The organism is Streptomyces sp. BF23-19, from assembly GCF_041106355.1.
Classification (GTDB): domain Bacteria; phylum Actinomycetota; class Actinomycetes; order Streptomycetales; family Streptomycetaceae; genus Streptomyces; species Streptomyces virginiae_A.
Map to the genome: position 1 here is coordinate 1 of NZ_JBGBPT010000025.1, position 25195 is coordinate 25195.

A 25195-nucleotide genomic window follows, 5' to 3' on the forward strand; every position below is an offset into this window, starting at 1 on the left:
CCACCGCTGCCACACCGCACTCGACGGACACCCACCCATCAGCCGAGTCAACAACCCTGCGAGTCAATACACCTAGGCTGTGCGCCGGTCGGCCCCAGGCGCGGGGGCCCAGGGGGCGGGGAACAGGATGTCCGTAGAACGTCACATAGCAGGGATGCTCCAGCAGATCGCCCGTCAGGAGGACGTCGTCGAGATCGCCCCCCAGGGCTCCGCGGCGAAGGCGGCCGCCCTGGCGCACGTGGCGGAGCAGTACGGCTACACGTACGGCATGGCGTACAGGACCGGGTTCAAGAACTCGCTCGTCCAGGTCCGGATGTACCGGGACCCGCGGCCCGACGCGCGCGTCCGCGAGGCGGCCACCATCAGCGCCCATCCTCGGGCGGGCAACGGCGGGACGGTGCCCGGGCTGGAGCAGGGATCGCTGAAGCCGCTCCCCGGGGCGGTCGGTGCCGCCGCCGTGCTGAAGGACCTCATCACCTTCGACGTCATGGCCATGTACATCGCCAACCGGAGCCAGAAGGTGAAGAGCTACCTCGCCTGCGCGGCCCTGACCGGCCTCATGCTCCTCGACAGGTCACCGGTCGAAGCGGTCGCCTCCGGCGGGGCGGTCGCGCTGCTCTTCACCGTGGCGTTCAAGGTGGGCGAGATCCGCCGCGCGAAGATCTCACAGCGGCTGACGGCGGCCGGGTTCCTCGCGGTGCGCGACGAACAGGGCGGCCAGCGGTTCCTGCGCCCGGGGCAGCAGTTGCCCGGCCACACCAACCCGTTCGCCGCCTGAGGCCCTGGCCTGCGGCGCAGCAGGACGTACCAACCTTCGCCGCGGATGGGTGTCGCGCGCGACGAGGGTTCCCAGGACTGGGTCAGGCTCAGCGCGGAAATCTCCGAAGAGCGCTTCGGACCGGCCGCCCAGGCGCGGATGGCGGAGCTGCTGCTGGTTTTCTCGCAGGAGGTGGACCCGTCCTACGCGTAGGTCGGCCACAGCCTGACGCGACCTGGGCTCCGACCCAGGTCGTCGATCGGGGCCCGGCGCAACTCGATCGCGTGCGCGTCCTCCACGCCGGTTGAGCGGACGGGATGGGTCGGCAGACCGGTCAGTAGACCATCCAGTGGCCGCCGAAGACGGCATCGAGGTCGTACGTCACCCCGAGGTTGATCAGCGCGAACAGGGCGAGCATCAGCACGGTGACCACGGCGAATTGACCAGCGGGATGCTCCAGGAAGCGCCGGAGGGCCGAGCGCCGAATCGTCATGCCCACATGGTGCCCTGCCCCGTCCGTCCGTACAGCCGTTCTGTCTGACGGGTCAAGGATCACCGCGCGCCCTGGCGTGCGGTGGCCGGGCCGAGGGCCGCCTGCTCCAGGACTTCCAGGACGGTGTTGCGGAACAGCTTGGCCTTGTAGCCGGTCTGTGGCAGCGGTCGGCAGCGGGCGAGGACCGTCTCCGCGGCCGCGTCGAGGACGTCGGGGGTGGCCTCCCGGCCGATCAGGGCGGCCTCCACCTCCGTGAGTCGCAGCGGTACGCGGGCCACCCCGCCCGCTGCGACGGCGGCGTGCGTGACGGTGGAGCCGTCGAGCACGACCCGGGCGGTGGCCTCGACCAGGGGCCATTCGGCATGGGCCCGGCTGATGGCCCGGTGGCAGGCGGCTCGTTCGCCGGGCAGGGGTGCGGGCAGGTGGACCGCGGTGAGGATGCGGTCCGGCGGCAGCAGGTGGTCGGCGTGGGAGAGCCGGTCGCCGTCCCCGTACAGGCCGGCGACGCCGCGCGGGGAGTCGCCGTGGACATGAGCCTCGGCGTCGTAGGTGAGCAGGGCCATCGCGAGGGTGGACGGGTGCGGGGCCACGCACGGGCCGTCTCCGCTGACCACGCCGAAGTGGTGGTCGCCCTGGCGTGCGGGGCAGCCGGTGCCGCCCTTCTGGAGGCAGCTGAAGTGAGGATTGCGGTAGTACCAACAGCGGTTGCGCTGCAGCAGGTTGCCGCCCACCGTGCCGGCGGCCCGGATCTGCGGAGTGGCCGCGGTCCCGGCCGCCAGGGCCAGGGCCGGCCAGCCCGCGCGTACCTGCGGATCGGTGGCCAGCTCGGCGAGGGTCGTCAGGGCGCCGATCCGCAGGCCGCCGCCGGGCAGCGGGGTGCAGCCGCGCAGGTGGCCGGCGCCGCCGAGGTCGGTGAACGGTCCGGGAGATACGCCGCTGCGCTGCCGGGCGGTGGTGTCGGTGCCACCGGCGCGCAGCTCCCCGCCGCGGGCCAGGACGGCGGCCGACAGGTCGGTGAGGGCGGTCTCGGTGCTCACGTGGCCAGTCCTTCCAGGAGCCGGTCGGGGCGGATGGGCATGTCGTACGGGCGCCAGCCGGTGGCGTCGTGGACCGCGTTGGCCAGGCTGGCCGCGGTGGGCAGGGTCGCGATCTCGCCGAGGCCGACTCCGCCACCGGGCACGTGGTCGAAGCCCTCCTGGTGGAAGTGGATGGTGATCTCGGGGGTGTCGCCGATGCCGGGGATGCGGTAGTCCTCCATGTTCTCGGTCAGCACCCGCCCGGTGACCGGGTCGGTGCGCCGCTCCTCGTAGAGGGCGTAGCCGACGCCCTGTACGACGGCTCCCTGGCACTGGCCGCGGGCGAGGCGGTCCTCGTGGATCCGGCCCGCCGCGATGCCGCTCCACACGCTCAGCGGGCGGACGCGGCCGAGCCGGGTGTCCACCTCGACCTCGGCGACCTGGACCGATCCGGTGAATCCACGGCCGATCGCGACACCGCCCATGGTGAAGGGGGTCACGAAGCCCCGGCGGTCGCGGGGGCGCCGGCCGGTCACCCGTACCCCGTGCGCGGTGTCCAGCCGGGCGGCGATGTCACCGCCGCCGAGCGCGTCGCGCAGCCGGTCGGCGGCGTCCGCGGCGGCGGGCACGAGGGAGGGCGTGGTGCGGCTGCCGCCGGAGGTGGGCCCGTGGACGGTGTCGCTCCGGCCGACCTCGGCGCGTACGCGCGCCTCCGGCAGGCCGAGCCCCTCGGCGACGGCGCGGCGCAGTACGGTGCGCGAGCCGGTGCCCATGTCCTGTACGGCGCAGCGGGCGACGACGATCCCGTCCTCGACGGTGAGCTCGACCTCGGTGACGGGGTCGAGGAAGTACATCCAGTTGGCCGCCGCGACGCCGACGCCGCGGCCGAACCGGCCGGTCCCCCCGCGGGGGCCGGACCAGACCGGGAGCGCGGCGGCCCGGTCGTACAGGGCGTGCCGCTTGGGGTTGCCGTCCCAGCGGCGGCGTAGGGCGATGGGGTCCTGGCCGAGCCGGTGGGCCATCTCGTCGACGGCCTGCTCCAGGGCCCAGCACATGGTGGGTCCGCCGGGGCCGCGGAACGGGGCGCCCGGGGGCCGGTGGGTGAGCGTGTCGAAGTCGCGGAGCCGACGGGGGGCCTTGCCGTACATGAACCGGGCCAGCGCGGCGACGGTGCCGCCGACCGAGACGCCGCCGTCGTTGTCCGCGTCCATGGCCAGCGCGCTCAGATCGCCGGCTTCGTCCGCGACCATCGCCAGCCGGATCCGGGTGCCGGGGCGGTATCCGCCGTCGGTGAGTTCCTCGTCCCTGTCGAGCACCACTCGTACGGGGGCGCCGTGCAGCCGGGCCAGTTCGGCCGCGGCGACGACGTCGGAGGTCAGTCCCATCTTGCAGCCGAAGCCGCCGCCCACGTGGACGGCCCGCGCCACCACCCGTTCGACGGGCACGCCGAAGCGCTCGGCGGCCAGCTCCGCCGTGCGTTTCACCGACTGGGTGGACACCTCCAGGTGGAGGGTGCCGTCGATCCACCGGGCGAGGCAGGCATGCGGTTCGAGCGGGGTGTGCGTCTGTGCGGCCGTCGTGAAAACGCCCTCCACCACCCGCTCGGGGTGCCGGCTGCGCGCCTCGGTGATCCGGCGTACGGCCGTGGCGGGACGCTTGCTCATGGCGGACGGGCCCCGGAGGTTGCCGCGCCAGCGGGCGGGCACCAGTTGGGGGGTCTCGCCGGAACCCGGCGCCCGCTTGCGTGCCGCCTTGTCCTCGTAGACCGACGGGCCCTCGCCGGTTCGGGCCTGGCGCGCGTCCAGGGCCGCCGGCAGGACCTCGTAGTCCACACTGACCCGCGCGGCCGCCGCCCGTGCGGAGGCCCGGTCCGGCGCCGCGACCGCGGCGACCGGCTGGCCGACGTAGCGCACCACGCCGTCGGGGGGCAGCAGCGGTACCAGGGGCAGGTCGCCGGCTTCGAGGGAGCGTACGTGCGCATGCGCGTGCGGCGAGCGGATGATCACCCCTTCCAGCAGTCCCTCGGGGCGCAGGTCCGTGGTGTACCGGGCCGATCCGTCGGTCTTCTCCGGGGCTTCGGTGCGCGGGACCGTCGGTACCTGGCCGCCGGTCGGGGCGGTGTCGTAGTCGCCTGCGCAGGCGGCGGCCACGGCATCGAAGATTCCCTCGTAGGCGCCGCACCGGCAGAGGTGGCCCGCGAGGGCGTCGGCGATCGGTTCCCGTCCGGGCCGGGTGCGTCCGTGGGCGGCCCGCCACCGCTCGAAGAACGCCGCGGCCTCGACCACGAACCCGGGGGTGCAGTAGCCGCACTGGAGGGCGTCCTCGCCGGCGAAGGCACGGCCGATCGGGTGGTCGGCCAGGCCCTCCACGGTCGTCACCCGTCGGCCGGCGAGACCGACCGCAGGTGTCAGGCAGGAGACCCGGGGTTCACCGTCGACCTGGATCGTGCAGGCGCCGCACACCCCGCCCGCGCAGACGAGTTTGGTGCCGGTCAGCCCCAGTCGGTCCCGGACCACCTCCACGGCGGCCGGGTCGTCGTCCACGTCCACCGCGTGCCGGGTGCCATTGACCTCGAACTCCACGAGACGTTCTCCTCACCGCGGGGTGGCGCCGTCCGGCCTCGCTCCGGCCTTCACGCTCCTTGATATCCCGCGCACGGCTCGGGCGCAGTTCGGCGCCCCGAGGGCCGGTCGTCCCGATTCCCCTTGTTCAGATCTCGAAGAGCGCGCTTGCGGAGGGTCGAGGACGTCGCGGACGCCGGTGACGGCTTCGCGCCGCTTCTCGCGCTTCGCGGCTTCGGCCCACAGCTCGGCGAGTTCGGACCGCTCGGAGGCCACGTGGTCCACGTGGTCCACGTGGTCCACGTACCGGCCGGCTTCGACCGTACGGGGAGCCGTCGGTGCTCAGCGGGAGTCGTCGGGCGGGGCGGTCGCGGCGCGGCGGAACTCGGCGTTGATGCGCTGGGCCTCTTCGAGCTGGTCCTCGAGGATGACGATGCGGCAGGCGGCTTCGACCGGGGTGCCCTGGTCCACGAGCTCCCGGGCGCGGGCCGCGATCCGGAGCTGGTAGCGCGAGTACCGGCGGTGTCCGCCGGGCGAGCGCAACGGTGTGATCAGACGGGCCTCGCCGATGGCGCGCAGGAAGCCTGGGGTCGCGCCGAGGAGTTCGGCGGCCCGGCCCATCGTGTAGGCGGGGTAGTCATCGTCGTCCAGCCGGCCGCCGAGCGAGTCATCCGCTGTCATCTGCACCTCTTCTTGAGAACGCGTCGAAGGGCCTTGGCGCCGTACGGCACCAAGGCCCTGAAGGGAATTCAACACCATCTGTCGGCCTCAGCGCTGCGCCGACCTTCTGTTTCCGCGGTCGCGCCCCGGAGAGGGCGGGAGTGCGGGGATCGTGGATGCCTGACCGGGGACCACCTGCCGTTCGGGGTCGTGCGGTGCCCGAGCCGTGTGCTCCCTGCTCGGGCGATCCTGATGGTGTCCGCTTCTCCCTTCCTTCGATCGTGGCTATGGGAGAAACCCTAGGCACATCGGAACCAGATGTCTACCGTGGCGGCCATAGATTTTCTTGTGTCGAATCGCGAAAGATCTTGCTTCCACCGGCACATGACCGAGGGCCCGACCGAATGTGCCGGTCGGGCCCTCAGTGGTGGTGCCGGTGGTGCTGTGCGGTCAGGCGGAAACCGATTCGGGCGCGGGCTCGCCGAGCATCGCCGAGGCCCGCTGGAACGGGGTGAGGCCGGGCGTGGACGCGGGCGCGCCAGGGGCCTGCGGCAGGCCGCGGCACGTGAATCCGAGCAGGGTCATCGCCCGTACGACCTCCGCGGCGCTGAAGTCCCGGCGGTCCTGGCGAGTGATGACCTGGCCGACCTGCTTGACCGGGTAGTGCCGGCGTCCGATGATCACGGACTCACCGTCGACGGGCTCGGGCTTGACGCCCTTCATCGACTCCAGCACCCCGCTCTTGGTCAGGTCGAAGGGGAATCGGGCGATGACGACGCGCATGATGCCTCACAAGGGGAAGAAGAAGGGTTCACGCTACGGCGTCGGAGGCGGACTGCCGTGCCGGCCTGCGCCGGCCGGCTGCGGCGGCGGGGCGCCGCCGGTTGCGCGAGGCGGGGCCGCCGCGCTCGCGCCGCTCGGCCGCCGGGGCCGTGATGACGACCGGGATGCCGGAGGGGGCCTGGGCTCCGGTGATCCGGTTCAGGGCCTCTTCGCCGGAGCGGACCTGGGTGGTCTGCGGGGTGATCCCGGCGGCTGCCATCAGCCGCGCCATGTCGCGGCGCTGGTTCGGGGTGACCAGAGTGACGACGCTGCCGGATTCCCCGGCACGGGCGGTACGCCCACCGCGGTGCAGGTAATCCTTGTGGTCGGTGGGCGGATCCACGTTGACGACCAGGTCGAGATTGTCGACGTGGATGCCGCGGGCGGCGACGTTCGTGGCGACGAGCACGCTGACGTGCCCGGTCTTGAACTGCGCCAGGGTGCGCGTGCGCTGCGGCTGCGACTTGCCGCCGTGCAGGGCGGCGGCGCGGACTCCGCTGTTCAGCAGGTGGCTGGTGAGCTGGTCCACGGCGTGCTTGGTGTCCAGGAACATGATGACGCGGCCGTCGCGCGCCGCGATCTCGGTGGTGGCGGCGTGCTTGTCACCGCCGTGCACGTGCAGCACGTGGTGCTCCATCGTCGTCACCGCGCCCGCGGACGGGTCGACGGAGTGGACGACCGGGTCGGTCAGGTAGCGGCGCACCAGCAGGTCGACGTTGCGGTCGAGGGTGGCGGAGAACAGCATCCGCTGGCCCTCGGGGCGCACCTGGTCGAGCAGGGCGGTGACCTGCGGCATGAAGCCCATGTCGGCCATCTGGTCGGCCTCGTCCAGCACGGTGATGCCCACCTGGTTCAGCCGGCAGTCCCCGCGGTCGATGAGGTCCTTCAGCCTGCCGGGCGTGGCGACGACGACCTCGGCGCCGCCGCGCAGCGCGCTCGCCTGCCGCCCGATGGGCATCCCGCCGACGACCGTGGCCAGCCGGAGCTTGACCGAGCGGGCGTACGGGGTGAGCGCGTCGGTGACCTGCTGGGCCAGCTCGCGGGTCGGTACGAGGACCAGTGCGAGCGGCTGACGGGGCTCGGCGCGCTGTCCGGCCGTACGGGCCAGCAGGGCCAGCCCGAAGGCCAGGGTCTTGCCGGAGCCGGTCCGCCCGCGGCCGAGCACGTCGCGGCCCGCCAGGGAGTTCGGGAGGGTCGCGCCCTGGATCGGGAACGGAACGGTCACGCCCTGCACGGTGAGCGTGGCGAGCAGTTCCGCGGGCATGCCGAGGTCGGCGAAGGCCTCGACGGCGGGCAGCGCGGGGGTGATCGTCTTGGGCAGGGCGAATTCGCCCTGCAGCGCGGCGGGCCGGCGGCCGTACCCGCTCGAGCGGCTCGGGCCGCCGGAGCGGCTCGGACCACCGGAACGGCTGGGGGCGGAACCGCCGAAGCGGCCGCCGCTCTTGCCGGATCCGGCGGTGCTGTTGCGCGTGCGAGCGAATCGGTCGTTGGTGCGCGTGCGGTTCATGCGGAACCTTCCTCGATACGGCGCATATCAAGGAATTCCCGCAGGAGTGCACTGCGCGGAGAATTGCAAGAAACGGGCCGAATGAAAATGCGAAGCGAACCTGTCCGGCGGGAGATCCTGGCGGGTACAGGTACGGAAAATGGGTGACGCCACGAGGGCGCGCAACCGGCGTATCGGCCGGGGCGTGATCCGCGTACGGAGGACTGCGGATTCCTCGGCGCCGTCCCCGCGGCCGGCACCCGGTGGGGTGGGGCGGGGTGGGGCGGAAAATGCGTGCAGCTGGGGCCCGCACCCCGAAGGATGCGGGCCCCAGCTACGAAGTGCGCGTCAGCGTCAGGCGGGAACGATGTTCTCGGCCGTCGGGCCCTTCTGGCCCTGCGCGATGTCGAAGCTGACCTTCTGGCCCTCGAGCAGCTCGCGGAAGCCCTGGGCGGCGATGTTCGAGTAGTGGGCGAACACGTCAGCGCCGCCACCGTCCTGCTCGATGAAGCCGAAGCCCTTTTCCGCGTTGAACCACTTCACGGTTCCAGTAGCCATGTCATATCTCCTTTGGGGCAGTGCATCGGGATCCACACTGTGTGGACACCGTGTCGCCGCAATGATTACCCCGCCCGATAATGACCGGAAAAGTAAAAGTACTCCCAGGGGTGTGACACCTGCCTGGGGGCACTTGAAGTTTTGGGAACCACAACTGCAACTGAGATCGACAGTAGCACGAATCGACACCCGTGTACGGTGAAACATTTCACTTCGCCCGTTGCAGGAAAAAGCCTCATGGCGTGGTTCGTCTAATTCTCATCGCGCGGACACAGATATTGACCGGCCGCCGGTCGATGTACGACCGCGGGATCGTGCCCGACATCGCCCGCCCGGCCTGGGCTCCGCGGCCTTCTCCCCCGGCCGCCACATCCGTTCAGGTGGGCCGCACCCAGCACTCCGGCACCGTTCGCACCTCCGAGATCGGCGAGGACGCTCCGGTGGAACGGCCCGCCGCGATCGTCGACCAGCAGGGACCCCGCCGGACGGGCCAGGACGGCGGGCCCGCCCCGATCATGATCCGGACGGCCGGGCGGGAGCGTGGGCGCGCGGCTCGCCGTACGGCCGTGACCATCCGTCCCGGCGGGTCGGGTGGGTTACGGTCCGTTACCTGATCTCCGCGGCACGCGGACGTCCGACCTGCTCCCCCGGAGACCACCGTGTCCCAACTCCCCCGCCCCGCTCACACCCGGCGACTCCGGGTGGCCGCCGTGGCTGCGGCCTTGCTGGGGCTGCTGCTCGCCCCGGCCGCCGTACCCTCGGCCGCGACCCCCCGGCTCCCGGCCGGTCCGGGTACCGCTCCCACCGTGACGGCGGTGGCGTCGGGCGGGACCGCCGCACTGACGGGGTACGCGATCCGGTCGGCGGCCCAGGTCCCTGACACGGCGGGCGCCGTGTCCACGCCCGGCTATGCGACGACAGGCTGGCACCGGGCCGGGCCCCGCTCCACGGTGCTCGCCGCGCTGGTCGCCGACGGCACGCACCCGGACCCGTTCTACTCCACCGACCAGCAGCGCATCCCGCGCCGTGACTTCGCCGATCCGTGGTGGTACCGCAGCGACTTCACGCTTCCCGAAACCCCGGAACGCACCTCGCTGGACTTCAGCGGGGTGATCTCCGCGGCGGACGTGTACGTCAACGGCCGGCAGGTCGCCTCGGCGGCCGAGGTGGCCGGTGTGTACACGCGCCACGAACTCGACATCACCGACCTGGTGCGGGCCGGCACCAATACGGTCGCCTTCCGGATCCAACCCAACGATCCACGCAAACACCTCACGTTGGGCTGGCTGGACTGGCTGCAGCCACCGCCCGACGCCAACATGGGCATCGTCCGTGATGTCCTGGTGCGCCGCCGGGGGCCGGTTTCGCTGCACGACGCCCATGTGGTGACGGGTCTGGACGTGTCGTCCCCGGGGTCGGGCCCGGCCGAGCTGACGGTGAAGGCGCGAGTCCGCAACGACTCGCAGGAGGCCGCCACCGCGACCGTCACCGCCGCCGTCGGCGGTACCGGGATCGTGCTGAGCGAGGACGTGACCCTGCGCGCCCGGGAAACCCGTACGCTCGTCTTCACCCCGGACCGCCACCGGCAACTGCGCCTCCAGCGGCCCGCTCTGTGGTGGCCGGCCGGTATGGGTCCCCAGAACCTGTACGGACTCCACCTGACGGCGACGGTGGCCGGCAGCCGCTCGGACTCCGTCCGCCACGCCTTCGGCATCCGAGACGTGAAGGCACCCCTCGACTCGGCCGGCGCCCGCCGGTACACGATCAACGGCCGCCCCCTGCTGATCCGGGGCGCCGGCTGGTCGGCCGACGAGTTGCTGCGGTGGGACACCACCGCGGCGGAGGACCGGATCAAGGCCGCGCTCGACGCGGGTCTGAACACGCTCCGCCTCGAAGGCCACATCGAGCCGGACGAGTTCTTCGACCTCGCCGACCGGTACGGAATGCTGTTGCTGCCCGGCTGGGAGTGCTGCGACAAGTGGGAGGGGCAGGTCAACCCCACCGGTACGGGCGAGAAGTGGAACGCCGCCGACCGTCTGACCGCCCGGGCCTCCATGGCCGCCGAGGCCGCCCGGCTGCGCGACCATCCCAGCGTCCTTTCCTTCCTCATCGGCAGCGACTTCGCGCCCGACGCCCAGACCGAGCGGGACTACCTCGACGCCCTGCGCGCCGCCGACTGGCCCACCCCGGTGGTTCCGGCCGCCTCCGCCGTCACCACGGCCCTGAGCGGCCCGTCGGGCATGCGGATGACCGGACCCTACGACTGGGTCCCGCCCTCGTACTGGTACGACAAACGCGAGGGCGGCGCGACGGGCTTCAACTCCGAGACGAGCGCCGGACCCTCGATCCCCACCCTCGACACCCTGCGGCGCACGCTCTCGCCGGCCGAACTCGAAACCCTGTGGGAATCGCCCTCAGCCCCGCAGTACCACCGTTCCCCTTCGCGCACCTTCAACACACTGAAGCTGTTCAACGACGCCCTCGCGCACCGCTACGGCGCGCCGCGCGGCCTGCGGGACTACGTGGCCAAGGCCCAGCTCGGCCAGTACGAGAACGTCCGCGCCCAGTTCGAGGCCTACGCCCGCAACGCCACGGACTCCACCGACCCGTCGACCGGGCTCGTCTACTGGATGTTCAACAGCGGCTGGACCTCCCTGCACTGGCAGCTCGTCGACCGCTACCTCGACCAGGGCGGTGCCTACTACGGCGCGAAGAAGGCCAACGAACCCCTGCACATCCAGTACTCCTACGACGACCGGACCGTGGCCGTCATCAACCGCCGGCCGGACGCCGTTTCCGGGCTCACCGCCCGGATCACCCTGTTCGGCACCGACGGGACCTCCCTCCACGACCGCACCGTGCGCGGGCTGCGGGTCGGCGGCGACGGCGCGCGAACCACCGCGGCCACCGTTCCCGCCGTTGTCGCCGCCTCGGGCGGGCCGGATTCCACGTACCTCGCCCGGCTCACGCTCACCGACAGCGCCGGCCGCGAGGTCAGCCGCAACGTCTACTGGCTCTCCACCCGTCCCGACGTTCTCGATTACGACGCCGGCGACTGGTACCACACCCCCACGACCACCTACGGCGACCTCACCGGCCTGAACTCCCTCGCGGCCGCCACCGTGACGGCGACCGCTCGCACCACGCGCCACGCCGGCTCGCAGTCCACCACCACGGTCACCATCCGCAACACCAGCAGCGGGAACACGCCTGCACTGCTGACCGATCTCCATCTCGTCGACGGGCGGGACGCACCCGTGCTGCCGGTCCGCTGGAACGACAACCAGATCAGTCTCTGGCCGGGTGAGAGTGCCGTCCTGACGGCCCACCACCGGACCGCCGACCCGGCCGACGGGGCACCGCGGGTCCGGGTCTCGGGCTGGAACACTCCCACCACCCACATCACCCCGAGCACCCCCTGACCCCGGACGGCCCACCCCGGGAGCCGAGGCCGGCCTGCCCCCTCCCGATATTCACTTGCGCACCATCCGTCACTCGCGCCAGCGTCGGCTGACCCCGAACGAAGGCAGAGCCGATGACCACCGCCCCCCACTCCCACCCCGTCGACCACGAACTCATCCAGGCCGCGACCCACATCGCGCGCACCCGATGCCACGGGGACAACCACACCGTGGCTGCCGCGGCCCGCGCCCGGGACGGCCGGATCATCACCGCGGTGAACGCCTACCACTTCACCGGCGGCCCCTGCGCCGAGCTGGTCCTCATCGGCACCGCGGCCACCCAGGGCGCGTACGTACTGGACACGATCGTCGCCGTGGGCGACCGCGACCGGGGAATCGTTCCCCCGTGCGGCCGTTGCCGCCAGGTCCTTCTCGACTACTTCCCCGCCATCGAGGTCATCGTCGGCACGGACGACCGCCCACGGACCCTCTCCATCACCGACCTGCTCCCCGAAAGCTACGTCTGGGCCGACCACCAGCTCGACACGGCATAAGCTGACGCCGGGCGGTGACCTGGCTGACGCGGACGAGTGCCGAGCTGCATCCCGGGGGGCGGCGTTCCGCCTGGCCCTCGTGTGGTGGCGGACCGCGAGGATTCCGGTGACCGGGTGGGCCGGGGGGCAGGATGTCGTCGCGGCAGTGGCGGCCTAGCCATTGCCGAGGTTGCCGAAGACCCCCTGCACCCACTGGTCGAGCTGGGCGCCGAAGGCCGCTGCCGAGGTGATGCCGAACGCCGGTATCGGTCCGCCGTCGTCGCGGCCGTCGAAGTGGTCCACGTCAGCCCAGCCGCCCCGGAACAGCACCACGGACAGCTCAGCGTCCCCCGGGCCGGAGATGAGCACGCCGACGGAGTCGGGATCACGCACGAGAGTTCTGTCGGTCTCGAGCCGCTGGGGCCACGGCGCGGTTTCGTCCCGCCACGTCACCTGCCGAACCTTGAGACCGGCCGCAGGCCATCGCTCGGCCCGCTCAGCGATTACTGCGGCTGCCTGATCAAGATCGATGACGCGCTCCATGAGCGGATCATGCCCAACTCCGGCCGACCGTTCCACTGACTTCCACGCAGCCCGGTGCCGGCACACATTCCGCAAGGGCGGTGGTCAGGCGTGCGTGAAATCGGCTCGGCGGGGCGGAAGACGTCCTTGAGCGGGAACCGCGGCGATCGGTGGCTACCGTTTGAGGTAGGCCAGAACGGCCAGCACCCGGCGGTTGTCGTCTGCGGATGGTTCGATCCGGAGTTTGGTGAAGATGGCGGCGGTGTGTTTGGCGACGGCGCTTTCGCTGATGAACAGGGACTGCGCCACAGCCGCGTTGGAGCGGCCCTCGGCCATCAGGGCCAGTACGTCCAATTCGCGCGGTGTCAGCTGGGCGGTGGTGCCCCGGGCGTCGCTGCGGGCCAGTAGCCGTGCGATGACCTGCGGGTCCATGACCGTACCGCCCGTGGCGACCGTGCGTACCGCGTCGATGAACTGGGTGGTGTGCGTGATCCGGTCCTTGAGGAGGTAGCCGATGGCGCCTTGGCCTCCGGCGAGGAGTTCGTGGGCGTAGAGCTGGTCGACGTACTGGGAGAGTACGAGGACCGGGAGCGTCGGCCGTGATCGGCGTGCTTCCAGGGCGGCTTGGAGGCCCTCGTCGGTGAAGGTGGGTGGCAGGCGGATGTCGACGACGGCGACGTCCGGTTGTTCTTCGAGGAGCGTTCTGAGCAGGGCGGGGCCGTTGTCGACTGCGGCGATCACCTCGAATCCGTGTTCCTGGAGGGTGCGGGTGAGTCCGTCCCGGAGGAGGAAGAGGTCTTCGGCGAGGACGACGCGCACGGTATCTCCAAGGTCGCGGTGGTCGGGCCGCCCGGCGGGCTGTGCAGGACGAGGGTTCCGTCGAAGGGGTCCAGGCGGCGGCGTACGCCTTGCAGTCCGCTTCCGTCGGGGTCGGCGCCGCCGCGTCCTTCGTCGGTGACTGTGGCGCGCAGGGCGCCGTCGGTGTGGCTGAGGCGGATGTGAACCTCGGGGGCTCCGGAGTGCTTGGCGGCGTTGGCGAGGAGTTCCGCGACGGCGAAGTAGCCAGCGGATTCCACGGCGGCCGGGAGCCGGCCGGGCAGGGCTGTCTCGATGTGCACGTCGAGGTGGCTGTCGAGGGCCAATGAGCGGACCGCGTCACCGAGCCCGCGGTCGGCGAGTATCGGGGGCAGGACGCCGTGGACGAGTTCACGGAGGTCCTGGAGGGCCCGTTGGGAGGTGGCGCGTACCTCGTGCAGGAGTGCGCGGGCGGCCGGGAGGTCGCGGTCGAGGAGCCGGGTGGCTTCGTCGAGGGTCATGCCCAGGGCGACGAGGCGGGCCTGTGCCCCGTCGTGCAGGTCCCGCTCGATGCGGCGCAGTTCGGCGGCCTGGACGTCGAGGATGTCGGCGCGGGATCCTGCGAGGTGTTCGATGCGGCGGACGAGTTCGGTGGTGTGCGGGGCGGCGAGCAGGCGTCTGCTCCAGCGTGCGTGTACCCGCAGGGTGGCGGGGGCCAGCCTGAGTCCCGCGGCGATGAATCCGAGGCCGAGCAGGAGCGCGGCGAGCATCGTCGAGGTGGAGTCGACGAGGATGAAGGCGTACCAGTTGCCGTCGCCCAGGAGCCGCCAGACGAAGGGCTGTACGGCGGCGCCGAAGAGGCCGTACTCGACGAGTGCCAGGGGCACGACGGCGAGCAGTGCGCCCGTCCACGGCTCCGCCCAGGCCCAGCGCAGGTCGTGCCAGAACCCCTCGTCGCCGAGGAGCGCCCGGGCCTGCCGGTATCGGCCGGTGGAGTTCTCGGGTGGGGCCGGGCGGGGCGGGAGCGGTCGTGGTGGGCTGATCACGGTTCCCGTCCAGCGGGCGGCCCAGTCGCGGTAGCGGTCGGAGGTGCGGCGCAGGGTCGCTGCGGCGGGCGGGAGCAGGAGGAAGCCGATGCCGACGGGCAGGAGGAGCAACGCCCCGACCACGAGGGTGCCGGCCCCGGTGACGGCGAGCGCGGCGAGCGAGAGCAGCTGGCAGCGGCCGAGGTCGGCGAGCGCGCCCCCGAGGCTGATGCCGGAGCGTCCGTCTGCCTGTGTCATGCCCACCTGTGGTTCCGTCATGTCAGCGCGGTCCGTCCGCTGTTGCGGCGGTGATCTTATCCGGCGTGGCCGCCGCCCGTCGGGCGGAGGCGATCCACGGGATGGCCGCGGCCAGGCAGGCGCCGCCGAAGACCACCATCGGCGCCGTTGCCGGGGACGTCTCGTCCGTCACGAACAGCATGCCGAGGTTGACCAGGGTGTGGAAGCCGCCCGCGAGCAGCAGCCGGTTGCTCCGTACGCGTTCCAGGGCCAGGCCGAGGATCACGGACATCGTGATGGTGGCGGTCAGGAATCCGGCCGCGTAGGCCGGCCCCTGGGTGAGGGCCGGTACGTGCCACAGGCCCCAGGCCGTCCCGACCAGGACGGAGGCGGTGACCGGGCCGAAGCGGGTGCGCAGCAGCGGCTGGAGGTAGCAGCGCCATCCGATCTCCTCGGCGCAGGCACCGATGAGTTGGGCGGTCACGAGCAGGGTGAGGGGGTGTGCGAAGGCTTGGGGGCTGGTGACGGGGAGGGAACCGGAGATGAGCAGAGCGCCGCCCGCGGACAGTGCGGTGATCAGGGCGGGGGTCAGGAGGAGGGCGGCCCGGTTGCCGGACGGCAGCCGGGCCTCGTGGTCCGCCGGCCCTTTGCTGCGGGCGGGCAGGGTTCCCGCGAGCCGGTCCCTGATCCGGCCGGGCCACAGCAGTGCCACGGCCGCCACGGCAAGGGCAGGGCCGAACTGGGTCAGTTGCAGCACCTCGGGGGGTATGCCGGTCGCGGGCTGGAGCGCTCCGCACAGTCCCGCCGTCAGGAAGGCGAGGGCGAGGAACACCCCTGTCTGCGCCGCCCATCCGCTGCGCGGTACACGCCGCTGCCCCTGCTCCCGGTCCTGGTCCTCGTCCCTGTCCTTGTCCTGCTCGTGGTCCTGCATGTGGTCCTGCACGCTGCCCGGCCTCCCCGTGGTCGCTGGAGCGCGACTGTCACGCCCCGCGTTCGACTCTGCCGGTTGGGGTCGGGGCGGTCCTTGCACGTGGGTGCCGGAAGGGGTGTATCCAGGTACACCCCCACTCTCGCCCGCCGACCAGGTGTGCTTGCCCGTTCTGTTTGCCCGTTCGCGGCGCCGCGCCCGGCCGACGGCGCGCCCCGCCACGCCCTGCGTACCTGGGGTGCGCCGTTGAGCCACGGCGGACCAGGTCGGAACGGCGCCCGTGCCCGACCACCACAGCCAGACGCGGTCCCGCATCGGTCGGTGCTGGTGACGGTCACCGCGGTGACCTCGCCCCGGGTCTCGGGCGGGCGGCCGACGGCGACAGCCACGGGCCGGCGAACCCCCGAGCCCGGGGAAGGGGGTACCCGGGCTCGGGGTGTGGGGCCTGACGGCGTCCGCCTACTTGAAGGTGACATCCGAACAGGAGTAGAAGGCCTCCTCGCTCTGGAAGGAGCCGTCGGGCCGCTTCAGCCCGTGCCAGATCGTGTAGATCAGGTGCTTGCCCTTCTTTTCGGGGAGCACCGCCTTGAACGTGAACGCCTTCGCGCCGAGGAAGCCCGAGGGTGCCGCCGTGGCCGCGGTGTTGTCGGCGCTGAGGAAAGGGGTGTCCTCCAGGTCGGACCACTTCAGCGGCTTCTTCGGGTCGTAACCGTCCTTGGTGACGTACATCTCCATGCGGTACGGGTTGTGCAGCGCGCTGATGTCGTAGCGGAGGTCGTACTCGGCGCCGCCTGGCAGTGTCGTCGAGGGGAAGTCGTCGCGCGCCAGGTCCAGGCCGGAGAACTGCGCGTTGCCGGCACTGCACAGCTTGCCGTCGGGGATGCGGGCGCGGTGCTGCGGGGAGGAGGTCGGGGTGCTGTGGTCGATGGCGCGGCCCTGGACGATCGACTTCCAGTCGCCGGGGATGCCGGGGCTCTGGGCGAGGGCCAGCCGGCAGGCCTCACTCGCCTTCGGGTTCTTGGTGCAGGACACGCTGCGGCTCACCGGGTCGGCGGTGGAGCCGTGAGCGGAGGCGGGCGCGGAGCCGAGGGTGGTCACGGCGAGGGGGAGGGCCACGAGCGCGGTGAGGCGCAGGAGGGCAGTGCGGCGGGCGGGGGGCCGTGCCGGGTCGGGGGAAGTCGTGCCGGCGGTGCGGGTCGTACTCATGAGGGGGACGCTCCTGGTCATGGGGTCGGTCGTGTACGTGAGGCGGCAGGCGGGCGGTCAGCCGCCTGTCTTCACGGTCAGCTCGCGGGAGAACGCGCCCCACGTGCCGTCGCCGAGCCGCGCCCGGATCTTCACGGTGTACGTCGCGCCGGGGTGGGCGCCGACGAGCACCTCGCGCGAACCCTTCGTCGTCGGGACCGGCAGCACCGGGTCGCCGGTGCCCCACATGAAGGTCTGGGCGGGTTTGCCGTTCAGGTAGACCTGGTAGGCGGTGATCTGGCCGACGCCCTGCGGGACGGACCAGGTGAGGTTCAGGTAGTGCTGGGTGACACCGCCGTCCTGCTTCGTGGCGGTGGTGGCGGCGAAGTCGCCGGGGGTGGCACTGCCGCCGTTCCCGTCGGGGGCCGCGGTGGTCGTCACCTGTGCTTCGCGGGTCGGGTCGGACTCCTTGCCGGCGGCGTCGACGGCGGTGACCTTGAAGCGGTAGGCGGTGCTCGCGGTCAGGCCGGAGACGGTGGCCGAGGTGGCCCTGGCGTCCGCCTCCTGGACCTTCGTGCCGTTGCGATAGATCCGGTAGCCGGTGACGGCGACGTCGTCGGTTGCCGCGCGCCAGCGCAGGGAGGCCTGGTACGGGCCGGAGGCCGTCGCCTCCAGGTCCGCGGGGATGACCGGCTTCGCCTTGTCCTGGCCGGGCGCCGCAAGGGTGGTGAGCACGATGTCCTTGCTGAAGCCGGTGGTGCGGCCGTCGGCGCGGACGGCGCGGACCTTGAACGCGTACCGGGTGGCGGGGGCCAGTCGCTCGATGTCCGTCATCGTGTCCTTGACGGTCTTGACCTGCTTGCCGTCCTGGAAGACCTCGTAGCGCACGACCTCGGCGCCGCCGACGGGCGGCTTCCACATCAGGTGGACGGCGGTGTCGTCCTTGACGAAGGAGCCGCTGTCGGCGGGGACGGCCGTATTCGTGCCGGTGTCGCTCCCGTTGCCCGACGCGCCGTTCACGCGGCATCCGGTGATCTTGGGTATGCCCTTGCCGGCGGGGTTGATCCCGACCTTGACGGCCCGGTTGCCCTTGGCGGCCACGTCGGCGCGGTCGGCGATCGGCTTGATGGTGACGTGCTTGCCGGCCTGACGGAGTTCGTACGCCCAGGGGTTGTCGAGGGTGACCTGCCCCTGCGACACGTCGAACTCGGCGGTCCAGTCCCGTACGGGCCGGTCCCCCTTGTTGGCCAGGGAGACCTCGCCGGACGCCCACCACACGGTGGCCTGGTCCGCTACGCGGCAGGCGGCGCTGAAGCCGTCCTCTTCCTCTCCCGCATTGGCGGCAACGGGTACGACGACGGAGCAGACCCCGACGACTACGGCCACGCAGGCCAGGGCAATTCGCTTTCGGGACATCAGAAACCTCTTGGTAAAGCCGATCCGCCGGTGCAGCGGCAGCATCGAGAAGTGCCTCGGTCAACACCCGTGACACTAAGCGCGGTTTGCGGCCGGAACGGGCCTCTGAGGGGCTACGAGCTCGCTGTTATCCGTCCCTTAAGGTCCGGATAGGGCGCCCTTGATCCCCTGTCCTCAGCCGCCGACCCTGCGAACACCGAAGATCACGCTCCGTTCCCGGCCCCGGGTGCTGCGCCCATGGCGCCAATGCCGAGACCGACGGGTCAACCCTGGCAGCTGTTCGGCAAAGGTCCGCCGCCCGCACGAGATGACCGGGCCGGCGCTACCGCGGTCCGTCGGTCTCCGTCCGTCCCGTTCAACCGGAGGATGCGTCGAGCCAGCGGCGTACCACCGTGCTCAGCGGCGGCTCGTTCGGCCGGTCCAACGCCCCCTGGGCAACCCATTCGGCGAACCGGCGGAGGACTCGCGAACGATGCGGCGCTGTCAGCACCGAGGTACTGATCGAGTGTTGCCACGTCGTTGCGAAGCACAGCACGTTCCCGTCGAGCGAAAGCATGCGGAACTCTGGGCACAACGGCGCGCTGCCGAGCAGCCCGGCGGCGCCCTTGCCCATGATGTCCCAGTCGTCCTGCAACTCGACGCAGCACCACCGGCTGGGGCCGCCCTCCACGGGACTGTGGGCGAGCAGGAATCTGCGGTCGGCCTCGGAGAAGAGCCCCCCTTCGACCGCCAGTCGGTACCAATCTGCGTTCGCCTTCTCGTGCAGCAGCGGGTCGATGACGTCAAGCACCGACTCGACGCGTCCTTCCTCAGGCGGACAGCTCGGCGCCTGGCCGGTGATGAGCGGCGGTATGAGCCCCACGGGCTCGACCCACCCGCCCACTATCTGCAGACCCGCTGCCGCGAGAGATCTCATCATGCCCCCACCATGCCGTAGGTGCTGGTCGGCGCACGAATGAGGGTGAGGGTGGCGTTTGAGGTCCGTACCAGGCCGGCGGGCACAGACCGGCGAACGGGCCCTCGGCCGGGCTCGGGTGCAGCGCCTTCGCCGGCCCGACGGCGCCGAAACGGTTGGACGGGCGCCTCGGCGTGATCGAGGATGACCGGCATGACGACATGAAGAGCACCGGCCGGACGGCAGCATTGGCGCAAGGTCGCGACCTGGGACACCGTCCCCGACGGGGACCGGCGGGTCTGCGCCGCCTGCGGGACGCCCGTCCGCTGGTACCAGTACCGCTACCACCCGCCCGAGTCCGCCCTGTTCGAGCGGTGCATCGGATTCGCCTGGTGCGCGGGGTGCCGGATCTATGCGGGGAACATGGTGTACGTCCACCGGAAGCGCGTCCTCGTCGACGCCCTCGCTTCGCTCCCCTGCGAACAGCGGGAACGGATCGCCCGTTCGGAAACACGGTTGATCGAGTTCCTGGACCGCCGGATCCGAGACGAACGGTGACGGGTGCCGTGGGGCCCGGCCCGGGCCGGGCGCCCGGCGCGGCGGCCCGCGCGAAATTCCCAGGTGGCAGCGATGACGGGTCTCGTACAGTGCTGCGATGTCGACTGTACGAGTGATGACCGAAGCCGATGTCACGGCCGTCTCGGAGATTCGGGTGACCGGCTGGAAGGCCGCGTATGTCGGGATCGTGCCCCAGTCCTACCTCGATCGCATGACGGTCGAGGCAGATGCGCACCGGCGCCGGCAGTACGTCACCAGGCCGGACAAGGCCACGATCGATCTGGTGGCGGTCGACGCCCGGGGTGGGGTGGTGGGCTGGGCGTGCTTCGGGCCCTCTGCCACGGCCGCGGGTGAGCTCCACGCTCTGTACGTTCAGCCCTCCCTCATCGGGGCCGGCATCGGTCGCACGCTCCTCCAGGCCGTGCACGCCCGTGCTCTGGCCCGTGGTTTCGACTCGCTCCTGCTGTGGGTGCTCACCGACAACACCCGGGCTCGTCGGTTCTACGAACGAGCCGGCTACGCCGCTGACGGTGCCGTCCAGGCAGACGACTACGACGGGGTGTCCGTCACCGAGGTTCGTTACCGTCTCACGCTGTAGCGGGGCTCCGTGCCGTGGCCCGAAGGGGGTGCGCGGCCCGGTCGGAGCGGTGCGGCGGCGCCGGCCGGATTGCGGCTGGACACTCGGCACGAGCCGCCGGAGCATGGCGCGCAGGTGCGAGGCCTTTCCAGCGGAAGGACCGTCAGGATGAGCGCGGACGACGAGGAATCAGGCGGCCGGCGGCCTTGGCAGCGGCCGCCCGCGAACAGCAACCCAGAAGCCGTGGGACCGGGAGGCCCCGGCGCGCCGGGAGGACTCCCCCACGAGCCGATTCCCCCCGGCGCGCGGATGCCGGACGCCGTGCGGAGCCTGCGTGTGCTGATGATGGTCCTGGCCGGCGGGCAGGCCCTCCTCGGAGTCGCTCTGGTGGCCAACAGCGTGGCCGTCGCCACAGCCATCTGGGGCGACGGTGACGCCTCCACCCCGTGTTGCACCACGCCGGGCGAGGATCATGCCGGGATGGTCGTGTTCGCCGGCCTACTCGTCCTCGCGGTCGCCGCATGGGGTGTCACCGCCGCCCTCAAGTTCCCCACGCGCCACCGGAATCTGCGCGTGTCCGCCTTCGCCTACGGGTGGACGGCCCTGCCGTTCAGCTGGGCGTTCTTCCAGGTGATACCTCTGCTGGGATTCGCCTGGCTCGTGCCGGCGGTCCTGGCGATCGTCCGCCCCAACCAGCCGGAAAGCCACGCCTGGTTCAACCATCGGCCCCTGTGACACCGGGAGGCGGCGCGACGGTGTGCGCGACGCCACCGGGCGACCACAGGACGGGCGCGGCCGGCCGGCCGCTTGCGGTCGCAGCCCTGCCGACGGACCGCCGGATCGGTCCACCGCCCGGGCCCACCGTCACACCTCCACGCACCCGCTTGTCCCACACGGGAGGTGTGAGATCCGCCCCGGCCGGTTATCCGAGGGGAGGTCTGTAGATATTCCTGGGCAAAGGGGCAACAGTGGCGCATCCAATGCAGGAGACCCGCTCCAGCGTCGGGCTGCATGTGAACGGCCGGCGGTACGAGCTCGAGGTGGACCACCGGGTCACCCTCCTGGACCTGCTGCGGGAGCACCTCGGCCTGACCGGCGCCAAGAAGGGCTGTGACCACGGCCAGTGCGGCGCCTGCACCGTCCTGGTCGACGGCCGGCGCGCCAACAGCTGCCTGCTGCTCGCCGTCGCCCATGACGGCACCCGGGTCACCACCGTGGAGGGGCTGGGCGGCGAGGGAACAGACGGTCTGCACCCACTGCAGGAGGCCTTCATCGAACGGGACGCCTTCCAGTGCGGCTACTGCACGCCCGGCCAGCTCTGCTCCGCCGCCGGCCTGCTCGCCGAGGCGGCCGCCGACCCCGGGGCCGCGGACCTCAGCCGCTCCGGGATCGCCGAGGCGATGAGCGGCAACCTGTGCCGCTGCGGCGCGTACCCGCGCATCGTGGACGCCGTACGGGACGTGGCCGCGCTCTCGCAGGCCGATGCCCCGGACCGGGCTCCCGGTGACGGGCGGGTGGTCGCGTGAAGCCGTTCGCGTACGTGCGGGCCACCGGCCTCGCCGAGGCCATCGCCGCCCACGGCGCACGGGCCGGCTCCCGCTACCTCGGCGGCGGCACCAACCTCGTGGACCTCATGAAGCTCGGGGTCGAAGCCCCCGACACCCTCGTCGACCTCGCCGGCCTGCCGCTCGGCTCCGTCGAGGTGACCGCGGACGGCGGCCTGCGGATCGGCTCCGGGGTGCGGGGCAGCGACGTCGCGCTCCATCCCCTCGTCCGCACCCGCTACCCCGCCCTGTCGCAGGCGCTCCTGGCCGGTGCCTCGGCCCAGTTGCGCAATGTCGCCACCACCGGCGGCAACCTGCTCCAGCGCACCCGCTGCCCCTACTTCCAGGACGTGGCCAAACCCTGCAACAAGCGGGAGCCCGGCACCGGCTGCGGCGCCCGCGACGGAGTCCACCGGGACCACGCCGTCCTCGGCCACTCCCCGCAGTGCATCGCCACCCACCCGTCCGACATGGCCGTGGCACTCGTCGCGCTCGACGCGGCCGTCGAACTCCAGGGCCCCGACGGCGCCCGTACGGTGCCCGCGACCGCTTTCCACCGGCTGCCGGGCGACCACCCCGAACGGGACACCGTCATCGAGCCCGGCGAGATCGTCACGGCTGTCACGCTCCCGCCGGACCGCGCCGGCCTCCCGTCGCGCTACCGCAAGGCCCGCGACCGCGCCTCGTACGCCTTCGCGCTCGTCTCCGTCGCCGCCGTGCTCGACATCTCCGGGGGACGCGTCCGCCATGTGGCGCTCGCCTTCGGCGGGCTCGCCCACCGCCCCTGGCGCGCCACCACCGCCGAGGAAAGACTGCTGGGCGCCGCCCCCACGGCGAGCGCCGTACGGGAGGCCGTCGAGGCCGAGCTCGACCGGGCGGAGCCGCTGCGCGACAACGCCTTCAAGGTCCCCCTCGCCCGCAACCTCGCCTGCGACGTGCTCAACACCCTCTCCGGGAGTCCCCTCTCCCGCGGCTCCCGCTCCTGACACCTCCCTCCGCCCCGCCCCCGATCGCGAGGACCCGCCATGGACTCCATCCCCGCCGCCCCGGCGCCCTCCCTCGGCAGCCCCGTCACCCGCCTGGAGGGCCGGGAGAAGGTCACGGGAAAGGCCCGCTACGCGGCCGAGTACGCCTTGCCGGACCGGGCGTACGCATGGCCGGTGCCCGCCACCGTGGCCCGCGGACGCGTCACCGCCGTCGACACCGCCGGCGCGCTCGCCCTGCCCGGCGTCCTCTCCGTCCTCACGCCCTACGACGCGCCCCGGCTGGGCCCCTGCGACGACCCCACCCTCCGCGTGCTCCAGGACCCCGAAGTGCCCCATCGCGGCTGGTACGTGGCCTTGGCCGTCGCCGAGACCCCGGAAGCCGCCCGGGCCGGGGCCGCGGCCGTCCGCGTCCGCTACGGCGCCGAGCCCCACGACGCCGTGCTGCACACCGGTCACCCGGCCGCCTACACCCCCGAACAGGTCAACGGCGGCTATCCGGCCCACCGCGAGAAGGGTGACGCGGCCGCCGCGCTCGCCGCCGCGCCGGTCCGGGTGGACTGCGCGTACGCCGTACCGCCGCTGCACAACCACCCCATGGAGCCGCACGCCGCCACCGCCCACTGGGACGCCGACGCCGGCACCCTCACCGTGTACGACTCCAGCCAGGGGTCCGGGCTCGTACGCTCCACACTGGCCTCCCTCTTCGGGCTGCCCGCCGACCGCGTCACGGTGGTCTCCGAACACGTCGGCGGCGCCTTCGGCTGCAAGGGCACCCCCCGCCCGCACGTCGTCCTCGCCGTCATGGCCGCACGGCACACCGGCCGGCCCGTCACCCTCGCCCTGCCCCGGCGCCACCTCGCGGCCGTCGTCGGCCACCGCGCGCCCACCCTGCACCGCGTACGCCTGGGCGCCCGTACGGACGGCACGCTCACCGCCCTCGCCCACGAGGTCACCACCCACACCTCCCGCGTCCGGGAGTTCGTCGAACAGGCAGCCGTCCCCGCCCGCGTCATGTACGCCGCGCCCGCCCTCCTCACCACCCACCGCGTCGTGCCCCTCGACGTGCCCACGCCCTCCTGGATGCGGGCGCCCGGCGAGGCCCCCGGCATGTACGCCCTGGAGTCGGCCATGGACGAGCTGGCCTGCGCCCTCGGCATCGACCCGGTCGAACTGCGCGTCCGCAACGAGCCCGGCGCAGAACCCGACAGCGGCCACCCGTTCAGCAGCCGCCATCTGGTGGAATGCCTGCGCGAGGGGGCCGCCCGGTTCGACTGGGCCGCGCACCGCACGCCCCGCCAGGACAGCCCGCTGCTGATCGGCACCGGGGTCGCCGCCGCCACCTACCCGGTGTACGTCGCCCCCTCCTCGGCGCGGGCGCACGCCCTCGCCGACGGTACGTACCTCGTGCGGACCAACGCCACCGACCTCGGCACCGGCGCCCGCACCGTCCTGGCACAGATCGCCGCCGACGCGCTGCGGGTCCCCCTGGACCGGGTGACGGTGGAGATCGGGCATTCCGCGCTGCCGCAGGGCTCGGTGGCCGGCGGCTCGGCCGGCACGGCCTCCTGGGGCTGGGCGGTCCACAACGCCTGCACGAGCCTGGTCGCCCTGCTCGCCCGCCGCTCCGGCCCGATCCCGGAGGCCGGCGTGTCCGTCCCCGCCGATACGACGGCCTCCGCCAAGCAGAAGTCCCCGTACGCCAGGCACGCGTTCGGCGCCCACTTCGCGCAGGTGCAGACCGACACCGTGACGGGCGAGGTCCGGGTCCGCAGGCTCCTGGGCGTCTTCGCCGCGGGCCGCATCCTGAACCCGCTCACCGCCCGCTCCCAGTTGGTCGGCGGCATGGTCATGGGTCTGGGCATGGCCCTCACCGAACACAGCACCATGGACCCGGCTTTCGGGGACTTCACCGAGAACGACCTCGCCTCCTACCACGTCCCCGCCCACGCCGACGTGCCCGACATCGAGGTGCACTGGCTGGACGAGCACGACAAGCACCTGAACCCGGTGGGCGGCAAGGGCATCGGCGAGATCGGCATCGTCGGCACGGCGGCAGCCATCGGCAATGCCTTCCACCACGCGACCGGCCGCCGGATCCGCGCACTCCCCCTCACCCCGGACCGCGTCCTGGCGGCGCTCGGCTGAGGAGGACCGGGCGCCCACGGGGCGCGTGGGACGGCCTGAGGGTGTCGCGCCGGGCCGCGGCCGCCCCGGCAGGTGGCTTCACCCTGGCCGGATCT

Annotated in this window: 23 protein-coding genes; 9 read left to right on the forward strand and 14 right to left on the reverse strand. The window is 72.3% G+C overall.

The features are described 5' to 3' along the window. The first annotated feature begins 154 nt into the window (after window positions 1–154). Together AB8A24_RS16310 and AB8A24_RS16315 are read left to right on the forward strand one after the other, a co-directional pair. Window positions 155–778, forward strand: coding sequence for a hypothetical protein (locus AB8A24_RS16310; protein ID WP_369476285.1), 624 nt, complete (start codon window positions 155–157; stop codon window positions 776–778). 45 nt (window positions 779–823) lie between these two features. After that, entirely contained in the window at window positions 824–970 is a 147-nt protein-coding gene (locus AB8A24_RS16315) for a hypothetical protein (RefSeq protein WP_328965302.1), read from the forward strand. 121 nt (window positions 971–1091) lie between these two features. Here the strand turns inward: AB8A24_RS16315 and AB8A24_RS16320 are convergent, their stop codons facing one another. The 7 genes from AB8A24_RS16320 to AB8A24_RS16350 all read right to left on the reverse strand — a co-directional run bounded on the left by AB8A24_RS16320 (window position 1092) and on the right by AB8A24_RS16350 (window position 8353). Then, window positions 1092–1250, reverse strand: coding sequence for a hypothetical protein (locus AB8A24_RS16320; RefSeq protein ID WP_328965301.1), 159 nt, complete (start codon window positions 1248–1250; stop codon window positions 1092–1094). A 59-nt stretch (window positions 1251–1309) separates the two neighbouring features. After that, a complete protein-coding gene (locus AB8A24_RS16325; RefSeq protein ID WP_328965300.1) occupies window positions 1310–2287 on the reverse strand; it encodes an FAD binding domain-containing protein in 978 nt (325 codons plus the stop codon). Beyond that, window positions 2284–4848, reverse strand: coding sequence for a molybdopterin-dependent oxidoreductase (locus AB8A24_RS16330; RefSeq protein WP_369476288.1), 2565 nt, complete (start codon window positions 4846–4848; stop codon window positions 2284–2286). Before AB8A24_RS16330 ends, AB8A24_RS16325 begins: the two co-directional genes overlap by 4 nt. Window positions 4849–5169: 321 nt before the next feature. Beyond that, on the reverse strand, window positions 5170–5508 hold the full coding sequence (locus AB8A24_RS16335; RefSeq protein WP_328965298.1) for a MerR family transcriptional regulator: 339 nt from the start codon (window positions 5506–5508) through the stop codon (window positions 5170–5172). 429 nt (window positions 5509–5937) lie between these two features. After that, window positions 5938–6270, reverse strand: a complete 333-nt coding sequence (locus AB8A24_RS16340) for an SCO5918 family protein (protein WP_328965297.1) — start codon at window positions 6268–6270, stop codon at window positions 5938–5940. Between the two features lie 28 nt (window positions 6271–6298). Then, window positions 6299–7816 carry a DEAD/DEAH box helicase gene (locus tag AB8A24_RS16345; protein ID WP_369476291.1) on the reverse strand — a complete coding sequence of 506 codons (1518 nt, stop codon included), beginning with the start codon at window positions 7814–7816 and terminating at the stop codon, window positions 6299–6301. 333 nt (window positions 7817–8149) lie between these two features. Then, entirely contained in the window at window positions 8150–8353 is a 204-nt protein-coding gene (locus tag AB8A24_RS16350; RefSeq protein ID WP_004986771.1) for a cold-shock protein, read from the reverse strand. Between the two features lie 710 nt (window positions 8354–9063). Between AB8A24_RS16350 and AB8A24_RS16355 the strand changes: the two genes are divergently transcribed. Together AB8A24_RS16355 and AB8A24_RS16360 are read left to right on the forward strand one after the other, a co-directional pair. Next, window positions 9064–11775, forward strand: a complete 2712-nt coding sequence (locus AB8A24_RS16355) for a sugar-binding domain-containing protein (RefSeq protein WP_369476295.1) — start codon at window positions 9064–9066, stop codon at window positions 11773–11775. Between the two features lie 113 nt (window positions 11776–11888). Beyond that, window positions 11889–12308, forward strand: coding sequence for a cytidine deaminase (locus AB8A24_RS16360; protein WP_328965294.1), 420 nt, complete (start codon window positions 11889–11891; stop codon window positions 12306–12308). Window positions 12309–12461: 153 nt separating this feature from the next. Here AB8A24_RS16360 and AB8A24_RS16365 read toward each other — a convergent pair whose 3' ends face one another. From AB8A24_RS16365 to AB8A24_RS16395, 7 genes are all read right to left on the reverse strand, one after another. Then, a complete protein-coding gene (locus AB8A24_RS16365; RefSeq protein ID WP_328965293.1) occupies window positions 12462–12830 on the reverse strand; it encodes a hypothetical protein in 369 nt (122 codons plus the stop codon). 153 nt (window positions 12831–12983) lie between these two features. Further along, window positions 12984–13628: a response regulator transcription factor gene (locus tag AB8A24_RS16370; RefSeq protein ID WP_328965292.1), complete on the reverse strand. Its 645-nt coding sequence runs from the start codon at window positions 13626–13628 to the stop codon at window positions 12984–12986. Then, a complete protein-coding gene (locus tag AB8A24_RS16375) occupies window positions 13547–14887 on the reverse strand; it encodes a sensor domain-containing protein (protein WP_328965291.1) in 1341 nt (446 codons plus the stop codon). The genes AB8A24_RS16370 and AB8A24_RS16375 overlap by 82 nt, the downstream gene beginning before the upstream one ends. A gap of 22 nt (window positions 14888–14909) precedes the next feature. Next, window positions 14910–15809 (reverse strand): lysostaphin resistance A-like protein, encoded by a 900-nt coding sequence (locus AB8A24_RS16380; protein WP_369476298.1) that lies wholly within the window; start codon window positions 15807–15809, stop codon window positions 14910–14912. 444 nt (window positions 15810–16253) lie between these two features. Next, on the reverse strand, window positions 16254–17000 hold the full coding sequence (locus AB8A24_RS16385; RefSeq protein ID WP_369476300.1) for a lytic polysaccharide monooxygenase: 747 nt from the start codon (window positions 16998–17000) through the stop codon (window positions 16254–16256). A gap of 57 nt (window positions 17001–17057) precedes the next feature. After that, entirely contained in the window at window positions 17058–18395 is a 1338-nt protein-coding gene (locus AB8A24_RS16390) for a fibronectin type III domain-containing protein (protein ID WP_369476302.1), read from the reverse strand. Between the two features lie 355 nt (window positions 18396–18750). After that, the gene (locus tag AB8A24_RS16395; protein ID WP_369476304.1) at window positions 18751–19185 is read right to left on the reverse strand and encodes a hypothetical protein; all 435 of its coding nucleotides are present in this window, start codon (window positions 19183–19185) and stop codon (window positions 18751–18753) included. 760 nt (window positions 19186–19945) lie between these two features. Between AB8A24_RS16395 and AB8A24_RS16400 the strand changes: the two genes are divergently transcribed. The 5 genes from AB8A24_RS16400 (at window position 19946) to AB8A24_RS16420 (ending at window position 25100) form a co-directional block, all read left to right on the forward strand. Continuing rightward, a complete protein-coding gene (locus AB8A24_RS16400; protein WP_369476306.1) occupies window positions 19946–20446 on the forward strand; it encodes an N-acetyltransferase family protein in 501 nt (166 codons plus the stop codon). A 300-nt stretch (window positions 20447–20746) separates the two neighbouring features. Next, entirely contained in the window at window positions 20747–21160 is a 414-nt protein-coding gene (locus AB8A24_RS16405; protein WP_369476308.1) for a hypothetical protein, read from the forward strand. A 245-nt stretch (window positions 21161–21405) separates the two neighbouring features. Beyond that, complete coding sequence (locus AB8A24_RS16410; protein ID WP_369476378.1) at window positions 21406–21951, forward strand: (2Fe-2S)-binding protein; 546 nt, start codon at window positions 21406–21408, stop codon at window positions 21949–21951. Continuing rightward, window positions 21948–22955 (forward strand): xanthine dehydrogenase family protein subunit M, encoded by a 1008-nt coding sequence (locus AB8A24_RS16415; RefSeq protein ID WP_369476310.1) that lies wholly within the window; start codon window positions 21948–21950, stop codon window positions 22953–22955. Before AB8A24_RS16410 ends, AB8A24_RS16415 begins: the two co-directional genes overlap by 4 nt. Before the next feature lie 39 nt (window positions 22956–22994). Next, window positions 22995–25100, forward strand: coding sequence for a xanthine dehydrogenase family protein molybdopterin-binding subunit (locus AB8A24_RS16420; protein WP_369476312.1), 2106 nt, complete (start codon window positions 22995–22997; stop codon window positions 25098–25100). Window positions 25101–25195: the final 95 nt, after the last annotated feature.